Below are 12,502 nucleotides of genomic sequence, written 5' to 3'. Positions count from 1 at the left end.
TCAGAACGAAGGGAAGGGACGCGTATCAAAACTTGCCGGCCGAAGCTTGATTCAAGAAGGCCATCGTGCGTTTTACATATTCTTTTTTGTTCGCCTTATACAGAAGCTCGTGCCGGCCTTCAGGCAGCAGCCACAGGCTGGATTTCCGCGCGGATTGGTTCTCGTAGATCAATTCGGCCACATCGTGCGGCGCCTTGGCGTCCTTCATGCCGTGGATGAAGAAGATCGGTATCGGATAAGTCGTTTCTTTAACCGTCTGATAAGGAATTTGATCCATGCTCGTGCCGTTCAAAATGGGGAAGAAAAAGCGGATGAGCGCAAGCGACGGGTACCGGGGCAAATCGACCTGCTGCTTGATGTTGTGGAACATCGTGTCAGGCTCGAGCAGGAAGGTGCTGTCCAGTATCATCGCCTCGATGTCCTTGCTGTGAAGCGCCGTCTGCAGGGCGGTCCCGGCTCCCATCGAGAAGCCCCACACATACGTGTGCTTCATCCCTTGCCGTTTGACGAAATCGATCGCTCCCTGAAGCTCGAGCGATTCCCTGACGCCTCCGGTAACGGATAAGTCGGGTTGAACGTATCCGTAGTCGAACAGAAGTACGTTGTAATGCTGCTTATTCAATTCTTTGGCCAAACTGTAAAAAGGAACCCACAGTTCCTCGCGGTTGCCTCCATAGCCATGGGAGAACACGACGACTTTATCGGAGCCTTCCGCCGGTATGAACCAGCCGTCCAGCGTGCTGCCGCCGTCGCTGCTCGTAAAGTTGACGTCCGCGTAAGGAAGTCCGGCAGCCAGAAGCGGATTGGAGCTGAGCGGAGCGATGGACGGGCGCGCCAGCATCCAGGCGACATAACCATGGAATGCTACGACGGCGCTGCTGGACAGGACGAGAAGGATGGCAAGCGGAATCAAAATCCACAGCTTTTTCCGGGAAGCCCGGATGGGAGCGTTTTCAAATACGGGTGGGTTGTACGCAACGGATGGAACGGGCGTAGATTCCATGGGGATCCCTCCTTAAGCAAGCTGTAAGTAAACGTTTTGTTGAAGGGGAGGCTCGAGTGCAACAAGTGGTGCGGATTAGGGTTGCCGTCCATGGGAGCGGCATGGATTCTGTACCCGGAGGGCGAACAGTTAAGCGGACGATAGGACGTAAGCCGCCGAAATTTCTCAACGATTCGAAAACAAAGAAAAACTTCCTCTATAGTAATAATATTATTTGCGGCAGTCCCAGGTCAATAGAAACGCGGAAGGAAAAGTGTAGAAAAAGGCAGCGCCAATTCTCTTTACGATTCGGAGAAGGATAAGGTATACTAATGTAAAACCCGGTTTCATATAATGAAACGCATGGAGCGGATCGAAGATGGACGATACAAAGCTGACTGTACGCGCCGTCGAGAGGGCGCTTGATATATTATCCGCATTTACCGATGAGACGGAGCTGAGCCTTACGGAGATCGCGGCCAGAACGCAGCTGCACAAAAGCACCGTACACCGGCTGCTGGCTTCGCTGGAAGGGAAGGACTTCGTTACCCGCAATGCGGAGACGGAGAAATACCGGCTCGGATTCCGTATTTGGGAGCTTGCGGCCAATTTGTCGCAAAGCGACGATCCGGCGATTATGCTGCAGCCCGAGATGGAACGGCTGCGCGATTCGCTGGGGGAGACGGTCAGCCTCTACGTGCGGGACGGTGGAGAGCGGATCCGGATCCAGGCGGTGCAGAGCAATCAGGCGATCCGCCGCGTCGCGCCGATCGGCGCAAGGCTGCCGCTGAACGTGGGCGCATCCAGCAAGGTGCTCATCGCCTTCGCCGAAAGCGAAGTGCAAAAGCAGGTGCTGGAAGCGCTGGAATGGTCGGGTGCGGCGGAGAAGCAATCGTTCGTGCGGCAAATGACCGAGATTAGCCGGTTCGGCTATGCGACAAGCGTAGAGGAGCGGGAGCCGGGGGCTGCCGCCGTCGCGGCCCCGATATTCAACCGGGGGCATAAGCTGGTGGCGGCATTGGCCGTCTCGGGGCCGTCCAACCGGTTCACGGTGGAGAAAATGAAGGAGCATGCCTCGCAAATTATCGAAGCCGCGAACCGGATGGGGAAGATGCTGAAATAGCGTCACAGCCGGATCGCGAACGGCCAAACGGGCCGTCCCCAAGGAGCTGGGACGGTTTTTTGCCGTTCGCAGCAATCCGGTGCGAAATATTGGTTGTTTCGCGAAGCGGGTGCCGGGGTAATAGTCCATAGGGCGGCCGTCATTACCTAGAAGGAGGGTGATCGCATGTGGGGACTCTTGATCAGCATCCTTATGGCTGTATTGATCGGAACCATCGGAGACGCCCTTGTGAAGAGCAGCATGCCTGGCGGGTTGCTCGGCTCCATGATCGCCGGTTTCGCCGGCGGTTGGCTCGGATCGATCCTATTCGGAAGTTGGGGACCGGTCATCGGCGGATTTGCCGTTATTCCCGCCATCGTTGGCGCCGCGCTTTTCGTTTTTTTACTCGGTTTGCTTTCACAGGCGCTGCGCAAGTCGGTTTAGCGGAGTAGCGCTTTAGTCCGGCGGCGGCATCACGGTCATATATTTTCATTTTCAAAAGGAGGAATCGGCATGAAAATGGCAGGAACTTGGAAAGGCGTATTCGTTGGAGGAGTAGTCGGTGCGGCAGCCGCGCTGCTGCTCGCTCCCCAGTCGGGCCGCAAGCTGCGCGACAGCATGAAGCGCAGCGCTCACGGCATGTACGACAAAACGGCGGAAGTGACTCAAAGCGTTCGCGACAAAACGGCGGAGCTGGCGAAGGACATTCGCGACAAGACGGTCGAGCTTAAGAACAACGTGCAGGAGAAGACGGTCGAGCTGGCCCACGACACGGCGGACAAAACGAGCGAGGCCGTAAAGGCGGTAGGCGACAAAGTCGGGTCGATCTCGGACAAAACGAAGGATATGGCCGCCTCGGCAATGAACAGCAAGTCCAAGGACGGCGATGAAGACGCGTCGGATAAAGCCAAGACGACGGCACATTGATCGCAAGCTTCATCGACCGCCGGCGGGCCATAATACGGAGGTGACGAAGATGACGAACCCGAACCTTAATGTAACCAAGCTCTACGAGGAGTTTAACCAGGCCGTTCTGCGGCTGGGCTTCATGCCCTCCGAGTCGGAAGGGTACAAGGTCGTGCAGCTGACGTTTTCTTCTCCGGAGAGGGACGATAAAATCGTGTACCGGATTCCTTTCATTTCCGACGATTCGGAGCGCATAACGCTGCTCGTCCACCAGTCGGGCTTTACTGGCGAATGGACCGGCTGCGAAGGCATTCCGGAGCAGATCCGGGAGGAAGCGCACCGCAAGCTGTGCGAGCTGGTCGGCGTTCCATACGAGCCGCGGACGGCGGACGGGTGGCGGACCGACGGGCACAAGGACACGGAGGACCAGGATGACCGTTCGCAGCAGGACATAGTGAACGGCACCATGGTGCAGGACGAACAGGATATGGTCCGTCTCGGCAAAGAGATGAAAGCGATGAAGACGAATACGGAGCTGGAGCAGGAAGGGATGATTCCCGATCCGATCCAAAACTGACGCCGTGCGGACGGCGTCTTTTTTTGCGGCTGACAATATTCATAACGCAGAAAAACAGGCCTCTCGGCCTGTTCTCGCTCGCTTTGCATGGCAGATAGGGGAATGGCTGCCGACGCAAGGTCAGCTTGCATCGGCGCTACGGGCCAGCAGATCGCACCATTCCTGCTCGGTCAAGCACCGGTCAAGCACCCACCGTACGGCAATCGGCTCTCTTTCGTGTCTTACCAGCTCGTCTTCCTTCAAATAATACCCGTGCTCCCGCGCGATCCGGTAAGCGAGGCAGAAATGCTCCGCCGCCTCGACCGCTTGCTCCAACGCCGCGAAAGCGCCCAGGGTGCGACCGAACCCTAGCGGGTTGGTCCTGGCCTGAATATTGAGATTGAATGCTTGTCCATCCTCGCAAACCAATACGTCACTCTCGAAACAACGAATCCGATGTTTTACTTTCATGACGTTCACCGCCTGTTCTAATTTGGTTGCAGAATAGTTGATTAAGTACTTATCATTACACGTATTAGGCGGTTTTGAAACCGTTTTCGTAAAGTTTGCGCATCATTACAAATGGGAGTCCGGGTTGCGTCCGCGGAGCAAATCTCCCGTCCAGCCTTTGCGCCATAGCCAGATGTATATAAGTCCGGTGAACAGCAGTACGACGGAACAGCATAGGACAAAGCCAACCGGCCAGTCGTCGATCGGCAGCTTTTTGAAGTTCATGCCCCACAACGCTCCGGCGACGGTGGCCGGCGTGAATAGCGCCGTGAAAATCGTCAGTGTCTTCATAATCTCGTTGCCGCGGAACGAAGAGACGGCGTCGTCCATCGACAGAAGCGTGTCGATGCCGGCCTCGTAAGCGCCCAGCAGCTTTTCGATCCGTTCCAGCTGGAGAATGAGTCTGCGGTATTCCCGGCAGTCCGCGATATCGTCCATAAACGCCTCGTTTAAAGCGTCCCCGAGCTCGCGGAAGGGGGCCAGCCGCAAGCTCCATTCGATCAGCTCGTGCCGCCGCTCGAGAGTCCGGTCCATGAGCACCTTGCGGTTGCGGCTCCGCATCGCCGATTCCAGGGAGCCGAGACGGGCTTCGTAGCCGTCCAAGCCCTTGTGGAAGCATTGCGCGAGGAGGCCGAGCAGCACGGCGAACGCTTCATGTCCTCCGGAGCAGCGGGCGAGCCGTTCCCGCCAGGGCGACTCGTCCAAACGCTCATAAGGGAACGACGCCGGCAGAAGCGTTACGAGTCGTGCCGCCGTTACGTGAAAATGGATCGCGGTGCCGACCTCGGGCTCGTCCTCGTCGCTCCCGACCAGCGTGCCGTATATCAGCGCAGCGCCGTCCGCCTTCTCGGAGACGACGACCAGATTGGCGGTACGCTCCGAAGCGGTCCTTGTCCATTCGGCCACATCGGGGTCATGCTCTTCCATTTCCGCTGCTTGCTGGCCGGCGGGAATCCGGATCCACTTCCATGCGGGGGCGGTATTCGCGGCTTCGGTGCGTTGGTCCATATTACGGCTCCTTTCGGCTTCTTCATTGGAAAAGGCGCGTTCCCGCCGGAATGTCCGAATGCGGCACGCGCCTTTCGTATGTCCGCTTAAGGGTCGTCGCCCTCCAGCAGCGCTTTCAATTTATCGGTCGCCCGCTTCAATATGCGGGAAACGCTCATTTGCGAGACGTGCAGCTCTTCGGCGATCGCCCGCTGGGATAAGCCGGCTTCGAAGACGAGAGCGAGCACCTTTCGTTCCTCGGGCTTCAATCGTACGAGCGCGGCTTCCAAATCCATCCGGTGCTCGACCGAGTCGTAGTCGTCGGCAGGCGCGCCGATCAAATCGCCGAGCGTGGAAGTGGAATCATCCTCCGATACCGGGGTGTCGAGCGAAACGTAATGGTACAGCTCGCGTCCCGCGAACACCTCCATCGTTTCCTCGTACGACAATCCGAGATGGGCGGCGATTTCGTCGATTTTTGGGGAACGCTCCATCTGCACGGTCAGCTCGTCCACCGCCTGCTGCAGGAGCGCGCCCTTTTCTTTGATCCGACGGGGGACCTGAATGTACCAGGACTTGTCCCGCAAAAAATTTTTCATGTGCCCGATGATGCTCTTCATGGCGTAAGGTTCGAACGGGCTGCCTTTTCCGGCGTCGAACTGGCCGAATAAACGGAGAAGCGCCATTTGGCCGACCTGCATCAAGTCCTCATACAGGTCGGGACGGTTGCGGGACATTTTGCCCGCAGCCATCTTGACCATAGGTTCGTACTGCCGGATAAGCGCTGTCGCCAAGTCGTCCGTCGGGTTGCGCTGATATTCGAGAATGATCGCAACGGACTCGTTCGGGGAAGGCCACGCCGGATTTACACTCATGCCATCTCCTCACTCCTAGCCAGACGCTTGGTCAAGACGACTTCGGTGCCCACGCCGCTCAGCACCTCGACCTCGTCCATTAACGCCTGCATCAAGTATAAGCCGAGTCCGCCGGCTTCGATCTCATCGAGCGTCTTGCCGTGCAGCGAAGGCGACGTTTGGGTTTCCGGCGCGGGATCGAAGCTTCTTCCTTCGTCCTTGACAGAAATGGACAGAGCCCCGTCCATAATCAGAAAACGGATCTCCATCATGCCTGCATGCTCGTAAGCGTGCAGTACCGCGTTATTGCATGCCTCGGATACGGCTACCTTCATATCCTCGATTTCCTCGTATAAAAACCCGAGCTTCGAGGCGATGCCGTATAGGGTCAATCGGACCAAGTCCACATACTCGGCCAAGGCCGGAACGCGAAGAGTTACAGTCGGTTCAACGGGTTTCATTGTTATGCTCTCGATCCTTTCTCAGTAAGCTTGGGCTGCTGACGGGCCGGCTTGGTTCAGAAAAGGAGTAATTCCCGTCATGTCGAACAACTTCTTGATATGGGTAGGTATCGCTTCAACCGTGAAGGCACCGTTCCGTGCGTGCCGCGCTTTCAGTACCGAAATCAAGATGCCGATTCCCGTACTGTCGATATATCGCAATTCGTGCAAATTCAACGTTAACGTCCGATCGCACAGCTCCACGAGCGGTTCCATCACGGCGCGCATCTGCGAGGCGGCTTCCAGATCCAGCTCGCCGCTAACGTAGACGGTGCAGCGGCCTTCCTGCGTCTCGGTGCGCAACCGAAATTTATCGATGGGATTCATGGGAAACGCTTCAACTCCTTTTGCAAATGTCTAATACCATTTAACCACAATCGGATCGGTTGAAACAGATCGGCGTTAGACTGCGGTCATTTTGTTTGATCCGGCGGCGGGGCGGGTAACGAGAAAGTAAGAAAAGCTTCTTCCGGCCAAGATTTTCGGTGGAGCGCATTCGTCCGATAGGAGCTGCTTTTCTTATAAAGGGGAAGCCGCGCTTCGCTATTGTGCCGGCGGGGCTTGCCAATTCGCAACGATATGAAAGTCCGCGGCAACGCGGACCGGGAGGGAGCGATTCGAATGGACATCCAACAAAATCGCAACGTCGAAATCGAGAAAACGAACGTCGAGAAAAAAGTGGATACGAGTATGGTGGCGTCTACCTTCATCAAATATGCGGCATATATCGTCATCTTTTTCGGAGCGATCTGGTTCCTCGTAAAATATGTGCTGCCGATGTTCGGCTGACGCCGGCGAGAACCGATGCACGAAGGGCGAAAGGGCCGTTCCGGATGGAACGGTCCTTTCGTATGCGTTAAATACATAAGAAAAAGAAACGGCCTCTTAGTCCGAAGACCAAGGGCCATTTCGGACGCTTCCGCCGGATCGGGGCCGGTTACAAGATCGTCGAGGCTCCGCCTTCCCTGAGCGCCGACTCGACGTAAGGCTGTCCGGTCCGGTCGGAGTCGACTACGAGCAGAAGGTCGCCGTGCTCGATCCTCTCCAGACAAGCATCCGAATCCCGGTCGTCGAGGCCCAGCGCGTTCAGCTGCCTTTTCGCCTCGCCGTTTTCGTCGTAAATCGCGGCTCCCAGGGCGGGGCCGGCGTAACCGTCTGCGCTTCCGGGCGCGGCATAACCGGGCGGGTTGACGAGATAGGCGGCGCCCACCATGCCGAACGGAATGAGCGGGATGCCGTCTGCCGATCCGACTTGCTCCCCGACCCAACCGCCCGAACCATTCTCGCGAATACGGTCGACCGGCATGGCGGTCTCGGTATCCACTCTGCGAGCCTGGTCGCTGGTGCCGGCGATTACCCGGACCGCTTCCGGGCCGAAGCCCTGCGCTTCCAGAGCCTCCACCGCACGAACGACCTGCGCGTCGCTTTCGAAAAAGCCGATTGTTCTCACCATCGCAATCATCCTCCCGTCTCGTGATCGTGTGGTACCTTTACGCTATCTATTACCCGTTGTCGCCGGGTTGAAACGGGAGGCTGGCCAACGCCCTTCTCCATAAGGCTAAAGAGAGAGGGGCGTTCAGTCGGACGATACGGTCGGATTCCGCGACGGCGCGGTCGATATCTTCTCTGACGTTCGAGACGATCGCCACGCGGTTGCCGCGGGCGGCGGCCTCCCGCGCGATATCGGGGGCCCCGGCAATCCCTCCGCCGAGGACAATCAGTACGGAAGGACCGCAGGCCGCCACCGACTGCCGCACCGCGTCCGGTTCGTCCGAATCCGCTACCGTGGGGGTAAACCCGAGAAGGCGAAGCTGTGCCGAGGCGATCCACGACCCGTAAGGCCGATTGTCGGCTATCAGAGCCGCTCCCGCCGAATCCGGAGCGCTGCGCCGTTCCGTTTCCAGCGAGACGGCGGCTTCCAAGGCGGTAAGGTCCGAGTCGAAGCTTTCCGGATTGACTTTCCCCGCCACGATAGTAAATACGAACAGGGCCCCGTTGCGTTCGCCCGGCACATATCGGATGGAGCCGCCCATCAATTGCACGATCGACTTGCAGATGGCCAAGCCAAGCCCTGTTCCCCCGTACCGGCGCGACATGGTCGCATCCACCTGGGAGAACGGTTGGAACAGCTTGTTTTCTTTCCCTTCGGGTATACCGCTGCCGGTATCCTTTACGGCGAACTCGAGAACAAACGAATCCGCGGAAATATCGTATGGAGGAGCGGCGGCCGGCCGGACCAATAAATAAATGCCGCCGGTTTCGGTGAATTTGACCGCATTGCCGATCATGTTTGCCAATATTTGCCGCAGCCGCGACGGATCTCCGGATATCCACGGAGGAACGGCCGGATCAATGTCGATCATGAGCTCCAAGCCGCGCTTAGCCGCTTCACCCCGGAATAGATCGACGGCATCGGATATGCACGCCTCCAGCAGGAACGGATGCTCCTCCAGCTCCATCCGTCCCGACTCCATCTTCGTGAAATCGAGGATGTCGTTCATGACGGTCAAGAGGGCGTCCATACTTTTCCGGATAATGTGGGCATATTCTTTTTGCTCCGGCGTCAAGTCGGATTCCAGAAGCAAATCGGTCATGCCGGTGACGCCGTTCATCGGCGTGCGGATTTCGTGGCTCATGATGGCGAGAAATTCGCTTTTCGCCCGCGAAGCGAGCTCGGCCGCTTCTTTGGCCTCGAGCAGCTGCAGGCTCTGATTCTGGAGCAACTCCTCCGAGCGCTTCAGTTGCCGCGTATGCTCTTCGAGAAGCTCGTTCGCGCGAAGCCGCTTGCGCGACTGCTCCTGCATCTCTACCGCAAGAGCCTGGGATTCGCGGAGCAATTCCTCCACGCGAAGACGGTCGTAGATCGTATTCAATATCGTGCCGAGCTTCTCGGCCAAATGCTTGAGCAGCTCGCGCTGGATAAACGTAAACGGCTTGATCGCCGCCAGCTCGATAACCCCGATTACTTCGTCGCGGAATGGAACGGGATAGACGACAAGCTGGGACGGGGAAGTGTCCCCGATGCCGGAGCGGATCCGAACGTAGCTTTCCGGTACGTTGTCGACCGTAATCATGTTGCCGTCCTTCGCGCATTGTCCGACGAGGCCTTGTCCCATCTCGAACGACCGGGTCGCCTCGATCTCCTTGGTATCTGCCGCATATACGCCATGCAGTCGGACCGTATCGGAGCGTCTCAGTTCATCGTGCAAATAAATCGCTCCGTATTGGGCGCCGAGCACGGGGGCAAACTCGCTTATAAACGTTTGGGCCACCTGCTTCACGGCCGTTACGTCCTCCAGCAGCTCGGTAATGCGGGCCATATGGGTATTGACCCAGGCCTGCTCTTCCTTGGCCATATTGTACTTGGCTTCAAGCTCGTTCTTGGCGTGGAGATCCTTGGCGATTCGCTGGAAGACGCGGGCAAGCTGCCCCAGCTCGTCTTTGGAATGAACCTCGATCCGCATGAGCGAGCGCAGCCGGTTTTGTCCGAACTTTTTGGCCATGCCGGTCAGCAGATTGAGTCCCTTCGTGATGGTGGGGATCGCCCACAGCATAATGCACAGGCCGAGGACGACGCCTGCTACCGACAAGGCGGCCGTAGCGCTTACGGATTGCCGGTACATCGACTGGGAATCGGCGATTTCGGCGTCCAGAGCGCGTTGATGATAATGGGACAAGCTCTCCAGGCTGCCGAGAAATTGCTTCTGCGTGTCATTGCCGACCGTCCTGCGGTATTCCAGCGCTTCGGTCGTTTTCCCCGCCTGCAGCATGGAAAGCACATTATCCTTGAAAATCCGGAAACGTTCGGCTTCCCGGACGGCGTCGTCGATGATTTGCTGCTCGGCCGGCTCCTGAACGCGATTCTGTAGCTCCGCGAGCTGAACGATGACTTTATCGACCGAGTCATCGATCGCCTTGATCCGGTTCGCGGGATAGTCGCTGTCGAGCAACACGTTGTTGATTTCCCGCGCCGCCGTATTGACGTCTCCGTGTATCGTGGAAGTGATTTTCACCTTGGCATAGCGAACCTGATAAAATTTCTCCAAAGCATCGTTCATATTGGCCATCCGCTCGTAGCCGATGGTCGTTATGACGATCAACAAGGCTACGAGCAGTCCGTAGCCCATGACGAGCTTCGTTTTGATTTTCACTCGGGCCCCGCTCCTTTTTTTACCTCGACAATCACAAGACACCGGTCATCCTGGCGCATGTCCGGACGGTTGTCCCTGATCAGCCGCTCCTCCAATTCGAAGGGGCATGCCTTTACTTGCAGGAAAAGATCGAGCAGTCGGTCGACCCGCTGTTCGTCCGCCGACTCGAGCGACTCGAGCACGCCGTCCGTATACAGGAACAGCCTGTCGCCGGCGCGGATGCTCAGCACCCGTTTCTCCACCGCGATCGTTTCGAATAATCCGAGCGCCACGCAGCTTCGTTCCAGCCGTTCCGCGGCGGTCCCGTCTCCGCGGGTCAGCAATCCGGGGGGATGCCCGGCATTGACATATTCGACCGTTCCCAGCTCCGTGTCGACGACAGCGTATAGGCAGGTGAAATAATATTGGATCAACGGATTGGAAAATTGCAGCTGCATCATTCTGCGGTTCAGCTCGCGCACGACGTATTCCGGGTCCACCCTCGTCAAAATGGCGTCCCGGAGCGTCGAGGCGACGAACATGCATACGAGGGAGGAGGAGATGCCGTGTCCCATCGCATCGATGATGGCGATGCCATAGCGGTGCCGGTCGATTTTGTACCAAGCGTACAAATCGCCCGCCAAGTCGTCCGCCGGCCGGTACAGGCCCTGAATCGACAAACGAGCCTCGTCCACGGGGGCGGGGAGAGCGGCCGCCTGCACCTGCTGCGCCAGCTCCAGCTCTTCGCGCAGTCTGCGGTCGCGCTCCTTGTGCCAGTCCTTCTCCGCTTTCAGCCGCAGGGCGGCGCGAATTCGCGCCAGCAGCTCGACCCGGTTGATCGGTTTTGTGACGAAATCCGACGCGCCCGCATCGAGCGCCTCCGCCAGCTTGAGCGAATCGCCTACGGCGGTTACCATAATAACCGGAATGTCGCGCAGCTGCTCCGATTGCTGGACTCTCCGGCACGCTTCGATGCCGTCGATGCCGGGCATCATCATATCGAGCAGGATCAGGTCGAACTCCTCGGAGGCGGGCGCCGGTTCGTGCATGCCGAGCAGGCCGAACATTTCGTCCGCCGAATTGGCGGTTACGATTTGCGCATACCCGGCCTTTTTCAACATTTCCCTGACGACCATCACGTTCATCGGATTGTCGTCCACTATCAAAATCCGCATTGGTTTTTCTCCTAACTTGGCTTAAATGCCGTTGCTACCATACTAGACTATGCGAGCGAAAGCTGTCCACTCCGGTCAAACGACAATAAGGAATGGGAGCGGGAAGCTCTCATTCCTTACCGGTTGCCGGCGCGCGCTATTCGGTTCGTTTTTCGGTTTCTAGACAACCCGGTTGGATGCGCGCACTCTCGCCATGACGATGACTTTGCCGCGATCCATCTCGGCCTCGTACACTTCCGCCTCGCGAGGCGTACAGCCCATCGACTCGAGCTTGGCGCGAAGCTCGTCTCCCCGGGAACGGAACCAGTTCGCGATGCTTTGAATGAAGCCTTCCTCTTCCACGGTAACGGTGTTGACGTCCGCGGCGCCGGCCAAATATTGGGTATGGTCTTTATCGTGCGCCAGCACGAAAATATCTTCGGGTAAATAGCCTTGTCGGTGCAGCGCATGAATTTCCTCCATCGCTCTTGCTCCGCTATCGACCACTCTTACGAAAACTTTCTCGTTCATATCGAACGCCTCCTTTTTTCGTTGCCCCGCCCGGGGCGAATGCCGATCTATTCGTTACTTAACCAAGCGGGAGAGGGGTGAAACAAGAATGAACGGATCGTGTTGAAAGTTCCCGCCGCTCTTGTGCCGGACGGAGTGATGCTGTGCGAGGCATATTATAGGTACTTTCGTTGGTACTGCACAGATAGATAGATAGATAGATAGATAGATAGAGATAGATAGATAGATAGAGATAGATAGATAGATAGATAGAGATAGAGAGATAGATAGAGATAGATAGAGATAGATAG

Annotated in this window: 15 protein-coding genes; 5 read left to right on the top strand and 10 right to left on the bottom strand. The window is 57.3% G+C overall.

Annotation, left to right across the window (positions count from 1 at the left end):
- Window positions 1-25: 25 nt before the first annotated feature.
- Entirely contained in the window at window positions 26-1,003 is a 978-nt protein-coding gene (locus tag FE784_RS12895; RefSeq protein ID WP_139602613.1) for an alpha/beta hydrolase, read from the bottom strand.
- Window positions 1,004-1,361: 358 nt separating this feature from the next.
- Between FE784_RS12895 and FE784_RS12890 the strand changes: the two genes are divergently transcribed.
- The 4 genes from FE784_RS12890 to FE784_RS12875 all read left to right on the top strand — a co-directional run bounded on the left by FE784_RS12890 (window position 1,362) and on the right by FE784_RS12875 (window position 3,567).
- The gene (locus tag FE784_RS12890) at window positions 1,362-2,105 is read left to right on the top strand and encodes an IclR family transcriptional regulator (protein ID WP_139602612.1); all 744 of its coding nucleotides are present in this window, start codon (window positions 1,362-1,364) and stop codon (window positions 2,103-2,105) included.
- Window positions 2,106-2,270: 165 nt separating this feature from the next.
- Complete coding sequence (locus FE784_RS12885; RefSeq protein ID WP_139602611.1) at window positions 2,271-2,528, top strand: GlsB/YeaQ/YmgE family stress response membrane protein; 258 nt, start codon at window positions 2,271-2,273, stop codon at window positions 2,526-2,528.
- 69 nt (window positions 2,529-2,597) lie between these two features.
- Window positions 2,598-3,011, top strand: a complete 414-nt coding sequence (locus FE784_RS12880) for a YtxH domain-containing protein (RefSeq protein ID WP_139602610.1) — start codon at window positions 2,598-2,600, stop codon at window positions 3,009-3,011.
- Window positions 3,012-3,060: 49 nt separating this feature from the next.
- The gene (locus FE784_RS12875) at window positions 3,061-3,567 is read left to right on the top strand and encodes a hypothetical protein (RefSeq protein ID WP_139602609.1); all 507 of its coding nucleotides are present in this window, start codon (window positions 3,061-3,063) and stop codon (window positions 3,565-3,567) included.
- A 120-nt stretch (window positions 3,568-3,687) separates the two neighbouring features.
- On the opposite strand, the gene FE784_RS12870 is transcribed toward FE784_RS12875, so the two are convergent.
- The 5 genes from FE784_RS12870 to FE784_RS12850 form a co-directional block, all read right to left on the bottom strand.
- A complete protein-coding gene (locus FE784_RS12870) occupies window positions 3,688-4,017 on the bottom strand; it encodes a hypothetical protein (protein WP_139602608.1) in 330 nt (109 codons plus the stop codon).
- 105 nt (window positions 4,018-4,122) lie between these two features.
- Window positions 4,123-5,064 carry a magnesium transporter CorA family protein gene (locus tag FE784_RS12865; protein ID WP_139602607.1) on the bottom strand — a complete coding sequence of 314 codons (942 nt, stop codon included), beginning with the start codon at window positions 5,062-5,064 and terminating at the stop codon, window positions 4,123-4,125.
- 86 nt (window positions 5,065-5,150) lie between these two features.
- Entirely contained in the window at window positions 5,151-5,918 is a 768-nt protein-coding gene (locus tag FE784_RS12860) for a sigma-70 family RNA polymerase sigma factor (RefSeq protein ID WP_139602606.1), read from the bottom strand.
- Complete coding sequence (gene rsbW / locus FE784_RS12855) at window positions 5,915-6,358, bottom strand: anti-sigma B factor RsbW (RefSeq protein WP_139602605.1); 444 nt, start codon at window positions 6,356-6,358, stop codon at window positions 5,915-5,917. Before rsbW ends, FE784_RS12860 begins: the two co-directional genes overlap by 4 nt.
- A gap of 21 nt (window positions 6,359-6,379) precedes the next feature.
- Window positions 6,380-6,724, bottom strand: coding sequence for an STAS domain-containing protein (locus tag FE784_RS12850; RefSeq protein WP_139602604.1), 345 nt, complete (start codon window positions 6,722-6,724; stop codon window positions 6,380-6,382).
- Window positions 6,725-7,018: 294 nt separating this feature from the next.
- Here FE784_RS12850 and FE784_RS40835 point away from each other — a divergent pair, with 294 nt between their 5' ends.
- Window positions 7,019-7,186: a hypothetical protein gene (locus FE784_RS40835; RefSeq protein WP_176706171.1), complete on the top strand. Its 168-nt coding sequence runs from the start codon at window positions 7,019-7,021 to the stop codon at window positions 7,184-7,186.
- 148 nt (window positions 7,187-7,334) lie between these two features.
- Here FE784_RS40835 and FE784_RS12845 read toward each other — a convergent pair whose 3' ends face one another.
- From FE784_RS12845 to FE784_RS12830, 4 genes are all read right to left on the bottom strand, one after another.
- Complete coding sequence (locus tag FE784_RS12845) at window positions 7,335-7,850, bottom strand: hypothetical protein (RefSeq protein ID WP_139602603.1); 516 nt, start codon at window positions 7,848-7,850, stop codon at window positions 7,335-7,337.
- Window positions 7,851-7,899: 49 nt separating this feature from the next.
- A complete protein-coding gene (locus FE784_RS12840; RefSeq protein ID WP_139602602.1) occupies window positions 7,900-10,548 on the bottom strand; it encodes an ATP-binding protein in 2,649 nt (882 codons plus the stop codon).
- Window positions 10,545-11,702 (bottom strand): PP2C family protein-serine/threonine phosphatase, encoded by a 1,158-nt coding sequence (locus FE784_RS12835; RefSeq protein ID WP_139602601.1) that lies wholly within the window; start codon window positions 11,700-11,702, stop codon window positions 10,545-10,547. The genes FE784_RS12840 and FE784_RS12835 overlap by 4 nt, the downstream gene beginning before the upstream one ends.
- A gap of 159 nt (window positions 11,703-11,861) precedes the next feature.
- On the bottom strand, window positions 11,862-12,212 hold the full coding sequence (locus FE784_RS12830) for a YflT domain-containing protein (protein ID WP_139602600.1): 351 nt from the start codon (window positions 12,210-12,212) through the stop codon (window positions 11,862-11,864).
- Between the last annotated feature and the right edge of the window lie 290 nt (window positions 12,213-12,502).

Source organism: Paenibacillus hemerocallicola, from assembly GCF_006265175.1.
In the GTDB taxonomy this organism is placed as follows: Bacteria; Bacillota; Bacilli; order Paenibacillales; family NBRC-103111; genus Paenibacillus_AB; species Paenibacillus_AB hemerocallicola.
Note: the sequence above shows the minus strand (reverse complement) of the source record. Positions and strands in the feature narration are given on the sequence as shown.